At 64.2% G+C, this 17725-nt stretch carries 15 protein-coding genes; 1 reads left to right on the forward strand and 14 read right to left on the reverse strand.

Annotated elements, in window-relative coordinates:
• The first annotated feature begins 39 nt into the window (after positions 1-39).
• Complete coding sequence (gene aroQ / locus ABIC94_RS09625; protein ID WP_337295296.1) at positions 40-480, forward strand: type II 3-dehydroquinate dehydratase; 441 nt, start codon at positions 40-42, stop codon at positions 478-480.
• Between the two features lie 25 nt (positions 481-505).
• On the opposite strand, the gene ABIC94_RS09630 is transcribed toward aroQ, so the two are convergent.
• The 14 genes from ABIC94_RS09630 to garD all read right to left on the reverse strand — a co-directional run bounded on the left by ABIC94_RS09630 (position 506) and on the right by garD (position 17697).
• Positions 506-2059, reverse strand: coding sequence for a SpoVR family protein (locus tag ABIC94_RS09630; RefSeq protein ID WP_354372802.1), 1554 nt, complete (start codon positions 2057-2059; stop codon positions 506-508).
• The gene (locus tag ABIC94_RS09635; protein WP_354372803.1) at positions 2056-3348 is read right to left on the reverse strand and encodes a YeaH/YhbH family protein; all 1293 of its coding nucleotides are present in this window, start codon (positions 3346-3348) and stop codon (positions 2056-2058) included. The genes ABIC94_RS09630 and ABIC94_RS09635 overlap by 4 nt, the downstream gene beginning before the upstream one ends.
• A 63-nt stretch (positions 3349-3411) precedes the next feature.
• The gene (locus tag ABIC94_RS09640) at positions 3412-5334 is read right to left on the reverse strand and encodes a PrkA family serine protein kinase (protein ID WP_354372804.1); all 1923 of its coding nucleotides are present in this window, start codon (positions 5332-5334) and stop codon (positions 3412-3414) included.
• A gap of 648 nt (positions 5335-5982) precedes the next feature.
• Positions 5983-7119, reverse strand: coding sequence for a molecular chaperone DnaJ (gene dnaJ, locus ABIC94_RS09645; RefSeq protein WP_354372805.1), 1137 nt, complete (start codon positions 7117-7119; stop codon positions 5983-5985).
• 97 nt (positions 7120-7216) lie between these two features.
• The gene (gene dnaK / locus ABIC94_RS09650; protein ID WP_354372806.1) at positions 7217-9154 is read right to left on the reverse strand and encodes a molecular chaperone DnaK; all 1938 of its coding nucleotides are present in this window, start codon (positions 9152-9154) and stop codon (positions 7217-7219) included.
• 117 nt (positions 9155-9271) lie between these two features.
• Positions 9272-9847, reverse strand: a complete 576-nt coding sequence (gene grpE, locus ABIC94_RS09655) for a nucleotide exchange factor GrpE (RefSeq protein WP_354372807.1) — start codon at positions 9845-9847, stop codon at positions 9272-9274.
• A 232-nt stretch (positions 9848-10079) separates the two neighbouring features.
• On the reverse strand, positions 10080-10430 hold the full coding sequence (locus ABIC94_RS09660) for an FKBP-type peptidyl-prolyl cis-trans isomerase (RefSeq protein WP_012746856.1): 351 nt from the start codon (positions 10428-10430) through the stop codon (positions 10080-10082).
• A 91-nt stretch (positions 10431-10521) separates the two neighbouring features.
• A complete protein-coding gene (locus ABIC94_RS09665; RefSeq protein WP_354372808.1) occupies positions 10522-10977 on the reverse strand; it encodes a winged helix-turn-helix transcriptional regulator in 456 nt (151 codons plus the stop codon).
• A 175-nt stretch (positions 10978-11152) separates the two neighbouring features.
• A complete protein-coding gene (asd, locus tag ABIC94_RS09670) occupies positions 11153-12004 on the reverse strand; it encodes an archaetidylserine decarboxylase (protein ID WP_354372809.1) in 852 nt (283 codons plus the stop codon).
• Between the two features lie 129 nt (positions 12005-12133).
• Entirely contained in the window at positions 12134-13126 is a 993-nt protein-coding gene (locus ABIC94_RS09675; RefSeq protein ID WP_354372810.1) for a Bug family tripartite tricarboxylate transporter substrate binding protein, read from the reverse strand.
• 41 nt (positions 13127-13167) lie between these two features.
• Positions 13168-14259, reverse strand: a complete 1092-nt coding sequence (locus ABIC94_RS09680) for a lactonase family protein (RefSeq protein WP_354372811.1) — start codon at positions 14257-14259, stop codon at positions 13168-13170.
• Positions 14256-15242 carry a Bug family tripartite tricarboxylate transporter substrate binding protein gene (locus ABIC94_RS09685; RefSeq protein ID WP_354372812.1) on the reverse strand — a complete coding sequence of 329 codons (987 nt, stop codon included), beginning with the start codon at positions 15240-15242 and terminating at the stop codon, positions 14256-14258. Before ABIC94_RS09685 ends, ABIC94_RS09680 begins: the two co-directional genes overlap by 4 nt.
• A 68-nt stretch (positions 15243-15310) precedes the next feature.
• Positions 15311-16072: an SDR family NAD(P)-dependent oxidoreductase gene (locus ABIC94_RS09690; RefSeq protein ID WP_354372813.1), complete on the reverse strand. Its 762-nt coding sequence runs from the start codon at positions 16070-16072 to the stop codon at positions 15311-15313.
• 17 nt (positions 16073-16089) lie between these two features.
• Positions 16090-17697 carry a galactarate dehydratase gene (gene garD, locus ABIC94_RS09695; RefSeq protein ID WP_354372814.1) on the reverse strand — a complete coding sequence of 536 codons (1608 nt, stop codon included), beginning with the start codon at positions 17695-17697 and terminating at the stop codon, positions 16090-16092.
• Between the last annotated feature and the right edge of the window lie 28 nt (positions 17698-17725).

A 17725-nucleotide genomic window follows, 5' to 3' on the forward strand; every position in this document is an offset into this window, starting at 1 on the left:
GCGCACTCATAATGGCGGCATCGCCAGACGCCATTCATCATGAAGAAAATACTCGTCCTCAACGGTCCCAATCTCAACCTGCTCGGCACGCGAGAGCCCGAGCAATACGGACGCGACACGCTGGCCGACGTCGAGCGCCTGTGCAAGGATGCGGGGGCCGCGCATGGCGTGGAGATCGAGTGCCGCCAGTCGAACCACGAGGGCGTGCTGATCGACTGGATCCACGAAGCCGGCCGCGAGGTGGCCGCGGGCAACATGCTCGGCGTGGTGATGAACCCGGGCGCCTACACCCACACATCCATTGCGCTGCACGACGCCATCAAGGGCGCGAGCGTGCCGCTGATCGAGCTGCACATCTCGAACGTGCATGCGCGTGAGGAGTTTCGCCACCGCTCGTACATTTCGCCGGCGGCGCGGGGCATCATCGTCGGCTTGGGCGTGAAAGGCTACGCACTGGCCATCGCGGCCCTGGTGCCCTGACTCTCCGCCCTGGGGGCGCGGCCGGTCAGTCGTTTTGCCTGGGAGCCGCAGCCTTCCAGCTGCGGCTGATGTGGCCCTGCGCGTCGACGCTCTCCAGGTGCACATCGAAGCCCCACAGCCGTGCGACGTGCTTCAGGACCTCTTCGGCGCCGTCGTGCAGCGGCAGGTTGTTGCGTTGCGTGTGGCGCAGTGTCAGGGCGCGATCGCCGCGCATGTTGACGTTCCAAACCTGGATGTCGGGCTCCCTGCTGCTGATGTCGTACTGGCGTGACAGCGATTCGCGCAGGGCGTGATAGCCGCTGTCGTCGTGAATGGCGGACACCTCGAGCTCGGACTCGCTCTGATAGTCGCGGATGGAGAAAAGCCTGAAATCGCGCATCGTCTTCGGGCTCAGGAACTGGCCGATGAAGCTCTCGTCCTTGAAATTGCGCATTGCATAGTCGAGTGTCTTGACCCAGTCGGTGCCCGCGAAGTCGGGAAACCAGCGCTTGTCTTCCTCGTTGGGCTTTTCGCAGATGCGCCGCAGCTCCGTGAACATGGCGAAGCCCAGCGCATAGGGGTTGATGCCGCTGTAGGCGCGATGCCCCACCGGCGGCTGAAAGATCACGCCCGTGTGCGAACTGAGCCATTCCATCATGAAGCCGTCGGCGAGTTGGCCACGGTCGTACATGGTGTTCAGCAGCGTGTAGTGCCAGAAGGTGGCCCAGCCCTCGTTCATGACCTGGGTCTGGCGCTGCGGATAGAAATATTGGGCGATCTTGCGCACGATGCGCACCACCTCGCGCTGCCAGGGTTCGAGCAGCGCGGCGTTCTTCTCGATGAAGTAGAGCAGGTTCTCCTGCGGCTCCGAAGGAAAGCGGCGGGATGAGTCGGACTCGGTGGTGTGTTCGCTCTTGCGCGGCAGGGTGCGCCACAGGTCGTTCACCTGCTGCTGCATGTAGCGTTCGCGCTCGGCGCGCTGAGTGCCTTCCTGCGCCAGCGATCGCTTCTGCGGACGGCGATAGCGGTCGACGCCGTAGTTCATCAGCGCATGGCAGGAGTCGAGCAGTTGCTCCACCGCATCGAGGCCGTGGCGCTCCTCGCACTCGGCGATGTAGTGCCGCGCGTACACGAGGTAGTCGATGATCGACGACGCATCGGTCCACATCCGGAACAGGTAGTTGCCCTTGAAGAAGCTGTTGTGGCCGTAGGCCGCATGCGCGATCACCAGGGCCTGCATGGCCATGGTGTTTTCTTCCATCAGGTAGGCAATGCAGGGGTCGGAGTTGATGACGATCTCGTAGGCCAGCCCCATGTGGCCGCGGCGGTAGTTCTTCTCGGTGGCGATGAACTGTTTGCCGTACGACCAGTGGCGGTAGATCATGGGCATGCCGACGCTGGCATAGGCATCCATCATCTGCTCGGCGGTGATCACCTCGAGCTGGTTCGGGTACACGTCCAGGCCGAAGCTCTTGGCCGTTTTCGCGATCTCGGTGTGATAGGTCTCGATGAGGTCGAAGGTCCAGTCCGATGGGCTGGGCAGGCGTTCCAGGCGGTCCGTGGGGGTCATGCGCTCGAAGGGAGGGTGGTCGGAGGTCATGCGGGCACTCCCTCCTTCTTGAAGAGGTCGCGGAAGACGGGGTAGATGTCTCGTGCGTCCGACACCTTGCGCATCGCAAAATTGGGCTCTATGCCTTCGAGCTGCGCGTATTCCTGCCACAGGTTCTGCTCGGTCTCGGCCACCTGCACATAGGCGTAGTAGCGCACCACCGGAAGGATGTGGTCGACCAGCAGCTCGCGGCAGCGCCCGCTGTCCTGGTGCCAGTTGTCGCCGTCGCTCGCCTGCGCGCCGTAGACATTCCATTCGCCGCTCGGGTAGCGCGCCTTGATGATTTCATCCATCAGCACCAGCGCGCTCGACACCACGGTACCGCCGGTTTCGGTGGCGTGGAAGAACTCTTCCTCGTTCACTTCCTGCGCCTGGGTGTGGTGGCGCAGAAATACGAGGTCGATGGTTTCGTAGTGGCGCGTGAGGAACATGTAGAGCAGCATGAAGAAGCGCTTCGCCATGTCCTTGCGCGCCTCGTCCATGGAGCCGGAAACGTCCATGAGGCAGAACATCACCGCCTTGGCGCTGGGCACTGGCGTCTTCACGCGGTTGCGGTAGCGCAGGTCGATGGGATCGATGTACGGCACGTGCCGCGCGGTTCGCCGCAGCTCCGCAATGCGTTCCTCTGTTTCGTGGATTTCCTTCTGGATGAGGGGCTGGTCCGCCTGCGGATGCTGTTTCAGCCGCAGCAGATGCGCCTCGAGGCGGCGCAACTCCTTGCGCGGCTCGCCGCCGAGCGCGATGCGCCGTGCCAGCGCACCGCGCATGGAGCGCACCACGTGCAGATTGTTGGGCGTGCCGTCGCTGGTGAAGCCGGCGCGGTGGCTCTTCCATTCGGGCACTTCGGCGATCTGCGTGCGAATGAGGTGCGGCAGCGCCAGGTCGTCGAAGAACACGCGCATGAACTCCTCGCGCGTGAGGCGGAACACGAAGTCGTCCTCGCCTTCGCCGCTGTCTCCGGCCTCGCCGCTGCCCGAGCCGCCGCCGGCTTGCCCTTCGGGCCGCGCGATGCGGTCGCCCTTCAGGTATTCCTGGTTGCCCGGGTGCACGTACTCGCGGTCGCCGCCGCGTGCATGGCCGAACACCGGTTCGGACACATCGTGGCGCGGCAGGGTGACATCTTCGCCTTGCTCCAGTTCGCGGATGTTGCGCCCGCTGACCGCGCGCCGCACGGCCTCCTGGATCTGTCCCTTGTAGCGCCGGAGAAAGCGCTCGCGGTTGCCAATGGACTTGTTCTTGCCCGAAAGCCGGCGGTCGATGATCTGCTGCAGGATGGCCACGATGATGTCAAAGCTCCTTGCAAAAAGGGGGCGAAGCCTTTGCCTCGCCGCTATGAACTGTCGCTATGAACTCTTGCGTACCCGCAGGTACCACTCGCAGAGCAGGCGGACCTGCTTGGCCGTATAGCCTTTCTCGACCATGCGGGTCACGAAATCTTCGTGCTTCTTCTGTTCGTCGGCGCTGCTCTTCGTGTTGAAGCTGATCACCGGCAGGAGTTCCTCGGTGTTGGAGAACATCTTCTTCTCGATGACCGCGCGCAGCTTTTCGTAGCTGGTCCAGGCGGGGTTGCGCCCGGCGTTGCCGGCTCGCGCGCGCAGCACGAAGTTGACGATCTCGTTGCGGAAATCCTTCGGGTTGCCGATGCCCGCGGGCCGTTCGATCTTCTCGAGCTCGGCGTTGAGCGAAGCCCGGTCGAACACCTCGCCGGTGTCCACGTCGCGAAACTCCTGGTCCTGGATCCAGTAGTCGGCGTAGGTCACGTAGCGGTCGAAGATGTTCTGGCCGTACTCGCTGTAGCTTTCCAGGTAGGCGGTCTGGATTTCCTTGCCGATGAACTCGGCGTAGCGCGGTGCCAGCAGTTCCTTGATGTAGCTGATGTACTTCTGCTCGGTCTCCGGCGGGAACTGCTCGCGCTCGATCTGCTGCTCCAGCACGTACATCAGGTGCACGGGGTTGGCGGCAACCTCGGAACTGTCGAAGTTGAACACCTTCGAGATGATCTTGAACGCGAAGCGGGTCGAGACGCCGCTCATGCCTTCATCGACTCCGGCGTAGTCGCGGTATTCCTGGATCGACTTGGCCTTGGGGTCGGTGTCCTTGAGGTTTTCGCCGTCGTACACCTGCATCTTGCTGTAGATGCTGGAGTTCTCGGGCTCCTTCAGCCGCGTGAGCACCGAGAGCTGGGCCATCATGCGCAGCGTGCCCGGAGCGCAGGGCGCCTTGGCGAGCGACGAGTTGCGCACCAGCTTCTCGTAGATCTTGATTTCTTCCGAGGCACGCAGGCAATACGGAACCTTGACGATGTAGATCCGGTCGAGAAAAGCTTCGTTGTTCTTGTTGTTGCGGAAGGCCTTCCACTCGCTCTCGTTGCTGTGCGCCAGCACAATGCCGTCGAACGGAATGGCGCCGAAGCCTTCGGTACCCTTGAAGTTGCCTTCCTGCGTGGCCGTGAGCAGCGGGTGAAGCACCTTGATGGGTGCCTTGAACATTTCCACGAACTCCAGCAGGCCCTGGTTAGCCAGGCACAGGCCGCCCGAGTAGGCGTAGGCGTCGGGGTCGTCCTGGGCGTAGGTCTCGAGCTTGCGGATGTCGATCTTGCCGACCAGCGAGGAGATGTCCTGGTTGTTTTCGTCGCCCGGTTCTGTCTTGGCCACGGCGATCTGCCGCAGCACCGAGGGGTAGCGCTTGACCACCTTGAATTGGCGGATGTCGCCGCCGTATTCTTCGAGCCGCTTGACGGCCCACGGCGAGAGGATGCGGTTCAGGTAGCGCCGCGGGATGCCGTATTCCTTTTCGAGGATTTCGCCGTCTTCCAGGGTGTCGAAGAGGCCGAGCGGCGTTTCGTTCACCGGCGAACCCTGAATGGCATAGAAGGGCACGTGCTCCATGAGCTGCTTCAGGCGCTCGGCGATCGAGCTCTTGCCGCCGCCGACGGGGCCCAGCAGGTAGAGGATCTGCTTCTTTTCCTCGAGGCCCTGGGCGGCATGCCTGAAGTACGACACCACCTGTTCGATGGCGTCCTCCATGCCGTAGAACTCCTTGAACGCGGGGTAGATCTTGATGACCTTGTTCGCGAAGATTCTCGAAAGCTGGGAATCGTTGCGCGTGTCGACCAGCTGGGGTTCGCCGATCGCCTTGAGCATCCGCTCGGACGCAGTGGCATACGCAGTGGGGTCGCGTTTGCAAATATCCAGGTAGTCCTGCAGCGAGAGGACTTCCTCGCGGGTGCGCTCGTAACGGGCGGCAAAGTTGCTGATCACATCCATGGTCACGCCTCCATCAGGTCTGCGGGTTTATTGACCCGAAGCCTGCAGCCGCAATGCGTCGCAACTTTTTAAAGGTGTGCCCGCCCCATGGCTGCAAGCCGTGGAAAACTCCCTTAATCACATCTGCACAAACAGCATAAAGCAAAGAGTGCACCCGGAATATTGTTTGTTAAATCAGAACCACAGTGCCGAGTAAAGTTCCCAAGAAAAACCCGCACCATTTCTCAAATTCCAGCTAAATTTCAAGGTTCGGCAAACGGACTCAGTGCTACCCCGATGCCCAGTGAAAATACCTATGGCAATCGGTCTATGCAGTCATTGCATCTTTTCCGGCGAAAGCACCTCCTATTGAGCCCGCCGCGGCTCAAAAACGGTTACATCACAATAACGCGCCAAGGCCTGTTTGGGTTTATTGCTCAAACGAAAAATATATAAAAGCAATCTGCGCGCCATCTTTTGATGGGCCGGTCGCGCATGTTTGCGTGGGAAAGCGCGCCAAAGCTCGGTCGGCGTGATTCTGGAGGGAGCCGTCATGGTGCGCGGCACCGAACAAGGTCGGCAGGCACCGTTCGCGTGCGTAGAGCACGCGGCAAGAGCAGCCGCAAGAACAGGATGCAGCGGGTGCGCCCTGTTCCTGCGGCGGTTTCTTCAGCTGAAGAATTCCTTGGCTTTGTCGAGCCAGCCTTTGTCCGTGGGGCTGTGCTTGTCGCCGCCCTTCTTGAGCGATTCGTCGAGATCCTTCAAGAGCTTGCGCTGGTGCTCGGTGAGCTTGACCGGCGTTTCGACGCGCACGTGGCAATACAGGTCGCCCGGATAGCTCGAGCGCACGCCCTTGATGCCCTTGCCGCGCAGGCGAAACTGCTTGCCGCTCTGGGTGCCGTCGGGAATGTCGATGGCGGCGGGGCCCTTCAGCGTGGGCACGCTGATCTCGCCGCCCAGCGCAGCCGTGGTCATGCTGACGGGCACTACGCAGTGCAGGTCGTCGCCGTCGCGTTCGAAGATCTCGTGTTTCTTGAGCCGGATGTCGATGTAGAGGTCGCCCGGCGGCCCGCCATTGGTACCCGGCTCGCCATCGCCGGTGCTGCGAATGCGCATGCCGTCGTCGATGCCGGCCGGAATCTTGACTTCGAGCGTCTTGTAGTTCTTGATCTTGCCCTGGCCGTGGCACACCGTGCAGGGCTCGGGAATGATCTTGCCGCTGCCGTGGCAGGTGGGGCAGGTCTGCTGCACGCTGAAGAAGCCCTGGCGCATCTGCACGGCGCCGGCGCCGTGGCAGGTGGTGCAGGTGATGGGCTTGGTGCCGGGCTTGGCGCCCGAGCCGTGGCAGGTGCCGCAGTCATCCCAGCTCGGAATGCGGATCTGCGCTTCCTTGCCCTCAGCGGCTTCTTCGAGAGTGACCTCCATGGCGTAGTGCTGGTCGCTGCCGCGGAACACCTGGCGGCCGCTGCTGGTGCGGCCGCGGCTACCGCCGAACACGTCGCCGAAGATGTCGCCGAAGGCTTCCGCGAAGCCGCCGAAGCCCTCGGCACCGGGGCCGCCGCGCATGTTCGGGTCGACGCCGGCGTGGCCGTACTGGTCGTAGGCTGCGCGCTTCTGTCCGTCGGACAGCATTTCGTAGGCTTCCTTCACCTCCTTGAACTTGGTCTCGGCATCCTTGCTGGTGTCGCCGTGATTGCGGTCGGGGTGGTGCTTCATCGCAAGCTTGCGATAAGCCTTCTTGATTTCTTCCTCGCTCGCGTTCTTGGGAACGCCGAGGGTTTCGTAGTAGTCGCGTTTTGTGGCCATGGCAGATTCGGTCGGGGCGGGCGTGAAGCCTTAACTTGAAGCGAGAAAGGCTGGAACACCCTGTCAGGTGCTCCAGCCTTGTTCGAAGGGCCGAAGATCAGCCCTTCTTGACTTCCTTGACTTCGGCGTCGACCACGTTGTCATCGGCCGGTGCACTTGCAGCTTCCGGGCCAGATGCAGCGCCCTGGCCGCCGGCGGCGCCTGCCGCAGCCTGCGCTTCGGCATACATCTTTTCGCCGAGCTTCTGGCTTGCGGTCATCAGCGTGTTGGTCTTTTCCTCGATCGAGGCCTTGTCCTCGCCCTTGAGGGCTTCTTCCAGGTCCTTGATCGCGGCTTCGATCTTTTCCTTTTCGCCGGCATCCAGGCTCGCGCCGTGTTCGCCGAGCGACTTCTTCACGCTGTGCACCATGGCTTCGCCCTGGTTGCGGGCCTGCACGAGCTCGAGCTTCTTCTTGTCGTCGGCCGCATTGAGTTCGGCGTCCTTCACCATCTTCTGGATCTCGTCTTCCGAGAGGCCCGAGTTCGCCTTGATGGTGATCTTGTTTTCCTTGCCGGTGCCCTTGTCCTTGGCGCCGACGTGCAGGATGCCGTTGGCGTCGATGTCGAAGCCCACCTCGATCTGCGGCGTGCCGCGCGATGCCGGCGGAATGCCTTCGAGGTTGAACTCGCCGAGCAGCTTGTTGCCCGAAGCGATCTCGCGTTCGCCCTGGAACACCTTGATGGTCACGGCCGGCTGGTTGTCTTCGGCGGTGGAGAAGGTCTGCGCGAACTTCGTCGGGATCGTGGTGTTCTTCGTGATCATCTTGGTCATCACGCCGCCCATGGTCTCGATGCCCAGCGACAGCGGGGTCACGTCGAGCAGCAGCACGTCCTTGCGGTCGCCCGAGAGCACCTGGCCCTGGATGGCGGCGCCGACGGCCACGGCCTCATCGGGGTTCACGTCCTTGCGTGGTTCCTTGCCGAAGAAGGCCTTCACCTTTTCCTGCACCTTGGGCATGCGGGTCATGCCGCCGACCAGGATCACGTCGTTGATGTCCGACACGCTGATGCCGGCGTCCTTGATGGCCAGGCGGCAGGGCGCGATGGTGCGCTCGACCAGCTCGTCGACCAGGCTCTCGAGCTTGGCGCGCGTGAGCTTGATGTTCAGGTGCTTCGGGCCCGAGGCGTCGGCCGTGATGTAGGGCAGGTTGATGTCGGTCTGCGCGCTGTTCGACAGCTCGATCTTCGCCTTTTCAGCGGCTTCCTTCAGGCGCTGCAGTGCGAGCACGTCCTTGCCCAGGTCGACGCCTTGCTCTTTCTTGAACTCGGCAATGATGTAGTCGATGATGCGCTGGTCGAAGTCTTCGCCGCCCAGGAAGGTGTCGCCGTTGGTCGACAGCACTTCGAACTGCTTCTCGCCGTCGACGTCTGCAATTTCGATGATCGACACGTCGAAGGTGCCGCCGCCCAGGTCATACACGGCAATCTTGCGGTCGGCCTTGTCCTGCTTGTCGAGGCCGAAGGCCAGGGCCGCAGCGGTGGGCTCGTTGATGATGCGCTTGACGTCCAGGCCCGCAATGCGGCCGGCGTCCTTGGTGGCCTGGCGCTGGGCGTCGTTGAAGTAGGCCGGCACCGTGATCACGGCTTCGGTGATGGTTTCGCCGAGATAGTCTTCGGCGGTTTTCTTCATCTTGCGCAGGATGTCGGCGCTCACCTGCTGGGGCGCGATCTTCTTGCCGCGCACTTCCACCCATGCGTCGCCGTTGTCGGCCTTCGCAATGGTGTAGGGCATCAGGTCGATGTCCTTCTGGACTTCTTTTTCTTCGAACTTGCGGCCGATCAGGCGCTTGATCGCGTACAGCGTGTTCTTGGGGTTGGTCACGGCCTGGCGCTTGGCCGAGGCGCCGACCAGCACTTCGCCGTCTTCCTGGTAAGCGACGATCGACGGCGTGGTACGCGCACCTTCCGAGTTCTCGATCACACGCGTGGTGTTGCCTTCCATGATCGACACGCACGAGTTGGTGGTGCCGAGGTCGATGCCGATGATCTTTGCCATGTTCTGTACTCCTGAAAGCCTGAAAAATATGTTGTTATGAACTTGTGGATAACCCGGCGCGATTCAAGGTATGAAGCGGGGATTTCCTGTGGGAATCGTGTGTATCGGTAGAGCGGATTACTTGGGCGCGCTGACGGTGACCAGCGCCGGGCGCAGCACGCGCTCGTTGATGGTGTAGCCCTTCTGCAGCACGCTCACCACGGTGTTCGGCTCCTGCTCGGGCGCGGGCACCACCGAGATGGCCTGGTGCTGGTGCGGATCGAACCTGGTGCCCGGGGCCGGGGCCACTTCGATCACCTTGTTGCGTTCGAGCGCGCTCTTCAGCTGGCGCAGCGTGGCTTCGGCGCCTTCGCGAATCTGCTCGGGCGTGGCGTCCTTGATGGCCAGGCCGGCTTCGAGGCTGTCGGTCACGGGCAGCAGGCTCTCGGCAAAGGCCTCGACGGCGAACTTGCGCGCCTTGGTGATCTCGTCGTCGGCGCGGCGGCGCGCGTTCTGCACGTCGGCCTGCGCGCGCAGGTATTGATCGGCCAGTTCGGCATTCTTGGTCTGCAGGGCTGCGAGCTCGCCTTGGGCTGCGGCCAGGGCGTCTATCGCCTCGGCTTCGTTGGCAGCCTGCGCGGCTTCCAGTTCTTCGGGGCTTGGCTCGCCTTGCAGCATTTGAGAATTCTGTGCGGATTGTTGCGGGTCAGACATTTTTCAAAGAACCGGCGTATGCCGGAAAACAAACGATAGCCAGCCACTTGGGGCTGGCTCGGGGCATTTCAAGCGAAAAAATGCGGCCTAAGTGGCCGCAACAGGGGGGCGAAGCGAATTTCACGTGGGGCACCGCGGAACCGGCTTTGCCGGGCCGCTGGTGTCGCCCCCGGTAGGGGGTTGGCGAAGCGGACACGAAGTGCCGCGCAGCCTGGGGGTGAGCCTAGCTTGTTCAGTGCGCGTCGAGCAGTTCGACGTCGAACTTCAGCGTGGCGTTCGGGGGAATCACGCCGCCGGCGCCGCGTGCGCCATAGCCCAGCGAGGCGGGAATGATCAGCGTGCGCTTGCCGCCGATCTTCATGCCGGCAACGCCTTCGTCCCAGCCCTTGATGACCTGGCCGGCGCCCAGCGAGAACGCGAACGGGTCGTTGCGGTCGCGGCTCGAGTCGAACTTGGCGCCTTGCACGCCGTCGTTGTAGAGCCAGCCGGTGTAGTGCACGTGCACGTGTTGGCCGGCCTTGGCTTCAGCGCCGTCGCCCACGGTGGTGTCTTCGTATTGCAGGCCGGAAGGGGTGGTAGGCATGTGAACGCTCCTTGCGTCAATTTGGATGTGAATGGATGGACAAACGAGGCCCGAAGTTTACCGACGCCCCAGGAGGGGTCCGCGAGCCTGCTCAATTGGCAGGGTCGACAGGCGGGGTAGACGAGGACGGCGAAGACGACGGTGCGGACGGTGCCGAAGGAGAAGAAGACGCAGGCGCCCCGGCGGCGGAAGAAGCCGGAGCGGCAGGCGCCGCACCGGGCGCGGCCGGTGCCGGTGCCGCCGCCTTCTTGACCTGCCCCAGCTGCCATTTACCCGCAAAGGCCTGCAGGTCGGACAGCCGCTTGAGCAGGTCTTGCCCGCTCACCGTGAGGCTGTAGCCGTCGCCGCCGTGGCTGACGAGGCCGGCCTCGCGCAATTCCTTGATGCGGGTATTGAGCGTGTTGGGAGTGATGCTGCCGACGCTGTCCTGCAGCAGCCGGAAAGTCTGGGCATGCCCGTCGCGCAGCGCCCAGAGCACGCGCAGTGCGTAGCGGGCCTCGAGCAGCGCAAGCAGCTGGCTGACGGCTGCGTTTTCCTTGGTACTCATCGACATCATCTCCTCGGGGCTGGGCGGGCCATCGATCCTGGGGCAGGGCCGGTGCCGCGCGTTCTTGTTGGCTTGCTATGGCCGCTCGTTGGCCGGCGACTATAGCGCAAGGATCAAGATGCTACTAGTTTTATAGCTACGGGTGCATGCTGCATGCGGGCCGTGAGACAAAGCCTCACAAATTAACAGAATCGGCCATGGCTTCGCCCAAGCGAACGGCACGGGCGGGCGACCACTCGGGGTTGAACACCAGCGCGGGCGCCGGGAACAGCATGACGACGGTGGAGCCGAGCAGGAAGCGGCCCATCTCCTCGCCTTGCTTGAGCACGATCTGCTGGTCGGCGTAGTGCCATTCGCGCAGCTCGCCCCCGCGCGGCGGATTGACCACGCCGTGCCACACGGTGGCCATGCTGCCGACGATGGTGGCACCCACCAGCACCAGCACGAAGGGGCCGCGTCCGGTTTCGAAAACGCACACCACGCGCTCGTTGCGCGCGAACAGGCCGGGCACGCCGCGCGCAGTGGCGGGGTTGACCGAGAACAGGTCGCCGGGCACGTAGATCATGCGCAGCAGCCGTCCGTCGCACGGCATGTGAATGCGGTGGTAGTCCTTGGGGCTCAGGTACAGCGTTGCGAAGCTGCCGTGCGCGAACCGGGCCGCCAGCGTGGAGTCGCCGCCGACCAGCGCGGTGGTCGTGTAGTTGTGGCCCTTGGCCTGGAAGATCTGGTCGCCCTCGATGGCGCCGAACTGGCTGATGGCGCCGTCCACCGGGCATACGAGATCGGCCTGTGCGAGAGGCCGCGCGCCCGGCTTGAGCGCGCGCGTGAAGAACTGGTTGAAGCTCTTGTAGTGGTTGATGTCGGACTCGAGCGCTTCGCCCATGTCGACACCGTACTTGGCAACGAAGCGCCGGATGATCCACGTGGTGACGGCGCCGCGTTCCTTGCCTGCGACCCAGCCGGCGAAGTTCGTCAGTGCCTGCTTGGGAAACAGGTATTGGTGCAGTACAGCTGAGCGGTCGGACACGTGTGAAAGGCCGGGAAGGCCTGGAATGCAAATCGGAGGGGCATTCTATAAAGGCCCCCGGGGCCCGAGCGTAGGAAGCTTCCCTTGTATCGCCCGGGCCCGGAACGGGTCGCGTGCCCGGGGCCGCAATCAATCCGCCTTGATGCCCGCCGCCTTGATCACCTGGGCCCACTTCTCGACCTCGGCCTTCTGGAAGGCCGCGATCTTTGCCGTGGTCAGGTCGGCGGGTTCCATGCCGAAGCCCTTGAGCTTTTCCTGCATTTCCGGCGTTGCAAGAATCTTGCGGATCTCGGTGTGCAGCCGGTCGACCACGGGTGCCGGCGTGCCCGCGGGCACGAAGATCGCCTGCCACGACAGCACCTCGAAGTCCTGCAGCCCCGCGATGCCGGACTCGGCCACGGTCGGCACGTCGGGCATCGAAGCCAGGCGCTTGGCCGAGGTCACGGCAATGGCGCGCAGCTTGCCGCTCTGCACGTGCGGGCCCGCCACCACGCTGGTGTCGAACATCATGTCGACCTGGCCGCCGATCACGTCCTGGATGGCGGGGCCGCTGCCCTTGTAGGGAATGTGCGTGAACTTCACGCCCGACTTGAACGCCAGCAGTTCCAGCGACAGGTGCTGCGAGGTACCCGTGCCAGCCGATGCCGACGAGAGCCCGCCCGACTTGGACTTGCTGGCTTCCAGCACGTCCTTCAGCGTCTTGTACGGGCTGGCCTGGTTCACCACCAGCACCAGCGGGTTGGTGCCGATCAGCGTGACGGGCGCAAACGACTTCTGCGGGTCGTAGCCGAGCTTCGGATACAGGCTGATGTTGATTGCGTGCGAGCTGATCGTGCCGCCCACCATCGTGAAGCCGTCGGGCGCCGCGCGCGAGCCGATTTCCGAGCCCACGCTGCCGCCGGCGCCACCCTTGTTGTCGATGATCACGCTCGTGCCCAGCACCGTGCCGAGCTTCTGCCCGATCAGGCGGGCCAGCACGTCGGTGGTGCCGCCGGCGGGGAACGGCACGAGATAAGTAATGGCCTTGCCCGTGGGCCAGTTGCCGGGGCCCTGCGCGAAAGCAGGCAGGCCCACGGCCAGCGAAGAGGCGAGGGCGGTGCGAATCAGTGTGCGGCGTTGCATGGCGATGTCTCCTTTGATGATGATGATGTTCGGTTTCGTCGTCACGGTGTGTCGACGATTTCGATCCAGTTCGGGTTCTTGCCCACGCTGACGCGCGAAGGCTTGCCCAGCGCGCCGGTGGCGGAATCGATGGCGTACAGCGAAACGCCGTGCGACTCTTGTCCGGCGGCAATCAGGTAGCGGCCGCTCGAATCGATCGCGAAGCCGCGCGGCGTTTTCTCGGTCGGCGTCTGGCCGAGCGGCTGAAGCTGCCCGGTGGACGCATCGACCCTGAAGGCTGACAGCGTGCTCGACGTGCGCTCCGAGGCATACAGAAAGCGCCCGTCGGGCGTCAGGTGCAAATCGGCCGCCCATGGCTTGCCGGTGAATCCGGCCGGCAGCACGGTGGTGCTCTGCTCTAGCTTGAGCGTGCCGCGCGCGGCATCCCAGGCGTACACGTGCAAGCTCGCGTCGAGTTCGTTCAGCAGGTAGACGCGGCGCTGTGCCTTGTCCCACACGAAGTGGCGCGGGCCCGACTTCGCGGTGGCCATGGTCAGCGGCGGATCGTTGGCCGAGAGCAGGCCCTTCTCCGCATCGAAGCGCCAGCTCGACACGTTGTCGCCGCCCAGGCTGGTTGCGAGCACGAAGCGGTTGCTTGCATCCGCGCGAACCGCGTGCGCATTCGGCCCGGTCTGCACCAGTTGCTGAATGGCGCCCGCCGAGCCGTCCTTGCCGATGGCGTTGATCGAGATCTTGCCGCCCTGGTAAGAGGCCGCGAAGAGCCATTTGCCGCTCGCGTCGAGGTCGATGTTGGCCATGCTGTCGGCCAGCGGGGCCTCGCCGAGTTTCTGCAGCTTGCCGGTGGCTGCATCGATCGACATGCTGACCACGCGGAACGGCTGCGAGCGCAGCGCGGCATACAGCACGCGCTTGTCGTGGCTGACCGCCATCGGCATGACCGTACCGCCGACATTGAGCGTTTGCACGGGCTTGAGCACGCCGTCTGCGCGGTCCAGCTCGAGCACCGAGATTTCCTGGCTGTCGGCGTTGGAAACGTAGACCCAGGTGGCCGCCGAGGCGTGGCCCACGGCAGCAACCGACAGCAGCGCGACCGCAGCCCGAAGAGCGCGAAGGATGGGAGTAGGGCGGTTCATGGCTTGATGTTCAGTTTGGCGATCAGCGCCTTGAAGTACGCGTTGTCCTTGGCGAGCGTTTCCTTGAACACCGCGCCGTCGGTGTAGACGTAGCCGAGGTTCTGCTTATCCATCACTTCATGCATGAGCGGCTCGGCCGCGGTCTTGGCCGTGATCTCGCGCAGCTTTGCCATCACTTCGGGCGGCGTGTTCTTGGGTGCGCCCAGGCCGCGCCACGTGCCGATCGACAGGTCGATGCCGCGCTCCTTGGCGGTGGGCACCTTGTCGAAGCCCTTCACGCGCTTGTCGGCCATGACCATCAGCACCTTGAGCTTGCCGGACTGCACATGCGTCGTGACCTCGGCGGGGCTTACCGCCACCGCCTCGATGTGCCCGCCCAGCAGCGCCAGCACCGCAGGCGCCGCGCCCTGGAACGGAATGTGGCCGAACTTGGTGCCGGTCTTGTCTTCGAGCGCCGCCGCGGCCAGGTGCCAGATCGAGCCGTTGCCCGAATTGCCGACGCGCACGCTTTCGGGCGACTTCTTTGCCGCCGCCAGGAATTCTTCAATGGTGTTCCAGGGCGCGTCGGCCTTGACGGTGATTGCGGCCGGGTCGGCATTGAGCTGCGCAATCGGCTGGAAGTCGTCGTAGTTGAACTTGGCCAGGCCCAGGTGCGGCAGCGTGAGCAGCTCCACCGTCAGCACCGCGAGCTTGTAGCCGTCGGGCCGGGCGTTGATCACCTCGGTCCAGCCGATGGCGCCGCCGGCGCCAGGACGGTTGACGATCACGATGCTCTGCGACGTGTGCTTGCGGCTCGCTTCGGAAAACGCGCGCGCCAGGCCGTCGGTGCCGCCGCCCGGCTGGTAGGGCACCAGCAGCTCGATGGCGTGGTTCGGAAAGTTGTTGCTGTTGCTTTGGGCCGCGGCCAGTGCCGCGTAGCCGAGCGAGAGGCCCGCTGTCGCCGAAAGGGCGGCCAGGCCGCGAAGGAATCTGTTTCTTCTCATTGGTTGTTGTCTCCGTTATTGATCTTGATTCGGCAAGCCTCGAGAAAGGGCTGAAAAGGCGCTTCCCGTCAGGGCATGTACTGCCCGCCGTTGACTTCGATCACCTGGCCCGTGACATAGCCCGAAAGCTGCTCCGAGGCCAGATAAAGAAAGGCACCCACGCATTCGTCGGGCGTGCCGATGCGCCCCATGGGGATGCCGGCGCGGAATGTCTCGAGCATTGCGGGCGTCGAGAAGCGGTCCTGGAACGGCGTCTGGATGACGCCCGGCGCCACGGCGTTCACGCGGATCTTGTCGCCGACCAGTTCCCGGGCGAGCCCGTGCGTCGCGGTGCTCACGAAACCCTTGGAGCCCGCATACAGGTAGGCGCCGGGCCCCCCGCCGGTGCGCGCTGCGACCGAGGTCACGTTGATGATGTTGCCGCCGCCATGGGTGCGCATCAGCGGAACGACATCACGCGCAAACGCGAGCACGGAGCGCGCGTTGATGTGCATCACCTCGTCGAACAGCGCGTCGTCGAACTCGGCGATGGGCACGCGCTTCACCAGGCTGCCGGCGTTGTTCACCAGCACGTCGATGCGGCCGAAGCGTGCCGCCGTCTGCTTGACGCATTCGCGGATGGCGGCGGTGTCGAGCACGTCGCCCTGCAGCGCGAAGGCATCGCCGCCGGCCTTGCGAATGGTCTCGACGACGTGGTTCGCCGCTTCGGCGGAGCTGTTGTAGTGCACCGCCACACGCATGCCGCGCGCTGCGAACGCAATGGCCACGGCGGCGCCGATGCCGGTGCTGGCGCCGGTAACCAGCGCTGTCTTGCCTTTGAGGTCTTCCATGGTGTTTCCTTTCGAGGTCAGGTCACGGGAGCGGGGTTGAACAGCACCAGCGCGTTGTGCAGCTTCCACTGTTCGGCCCAGGTTTTCTTCCTGCCGCTGGCCACGTCGAGCATCAGGCGGAACATCTCCCAACCCACGTCCTCGATGGTGGCGTCGCCATCGGCGATGCGACCCGCGTTCACGTCCATCAGGTCGTGCCAGCGGCGCGCCAGGTCGCTGCGCGTGGCGACCTTGATCACCGGCACTTCGGCCAGGCCGTAGGGCGTGCCGCGGCCGGTGGTGAACACGTGCAGGTTCATACCGGCCGCCAGCTGCAGCGTGCCGCAGATGAAGTCGCTGGCGGGCGTGGCGGCATAGAGAAGGCCCTTTTGCCTTGCCTTCTCGCCCGGGGAAACCACGCCGGAGATCGGCGAGCTGCCGCTCTTCACGATCGAGCCCATGGCTTTTTCGACGATGTTCGAGAGCCCGCCCTTCTTGTTGCCCGGCGTGGTGTTGGCGCTGCGATCGACGCGGCCACGGTCCAGGTAGGCGTCGTACCAGGCCATCTCGCGGATCATGGCTTCGGCCACCTCGGGCGTGGTCGCGCGCGAGGTCAGCTGGTCGATGCCGTCGCGCACCTCGGTCACTTCCGAGAACATCACCGTGGCGCCGGCGCGCACCAGCAGGTCGGTGCAGAAGCCGACCGCGGGATTCGCCGTCACACCCGAAAACGCATCGCTGCCGCCGCACTGCACGCCCACCACCAGCTCGCTGGCCGGCACGGTCTCGCGCCTGCGGGCATTCAGCCGCTCGAGGTGTTCCTCGGCCTGCCGCATGATCGAATCGATCATCGACATGAAGCCGACATGCGCGTCGTCCTGCAGGCACACCACGTCGAGCTTCTCGTCGGCCGTGGTGCCGACATCGGCCACGTTGCGCTCGTCCACCAGCGCAATGCTGCCTGGCGGCAGCAGGCGCTCGGGCTGCAGCTTTTCGCAGCCCAGGCTGATGACCATCACCTCGCCGCCGAAGTTCGGGTTGAGGCTGATGTTGCGCAGCGTGCGAATCGGAATGACCGCGTCGGGCGCATCGATGGCCACGCCGCAGCCGTAGCTGTGCGAGAGGCCCACCACGTCGTCGACGTGGGGGTACTTCGGCAGCAGCTCGGCCTTGATGCGCTGCACCGCGAAGTCAACCACGCCCGCCACGCATTGCACGGTCTGCGTAATGGCGAGGATGTTGCGCGTGCCCACCGATCCGTCCAGGTTGCGGTAGCCCTCGAAGGTGTAGCCCTCGAGTGCCGGCTGCACCGGTGGCTTGACGGTGGCAATCGGCAAGCCCTCGAGCTCGCGCGCGGCGGGCATCTTCAGCAGCCGTTCATGCACCCAGCTGCCGCGCGGTATGGCCTTCAGCGCGTAGCCGATCGGCACGTTGTAGCGGACGACCGCGTCGCCTTCGGCCAGGTCGGTCAGCGAGACCTTGTGGCCCTGCGGCACGTTGTCGACCAGCACCAGGCCATCGGCGAACGTGGCGCCCGCCTTCAGCCCGCCGTCGTTGGCAACGATGGCGACGTTGTCCGCCGCGTGCATGTGGATGCGGTGCGGCGGACGCACTGCCGGGGAAGAGGTGAGCGATGAGTCGGCCATTGAACGAAATTCGCGTTGCTGGTCTTTG

Source organism: Variovorax paradoxus (genome assembly GCF_040544635.1).
Lineage (GTDB): Bacteria > Pseudomonadota > Gammaproteobacteria > Burkholderiales > Burkholderiaceae_C > Variovorax > Variovorax paradoxus_R.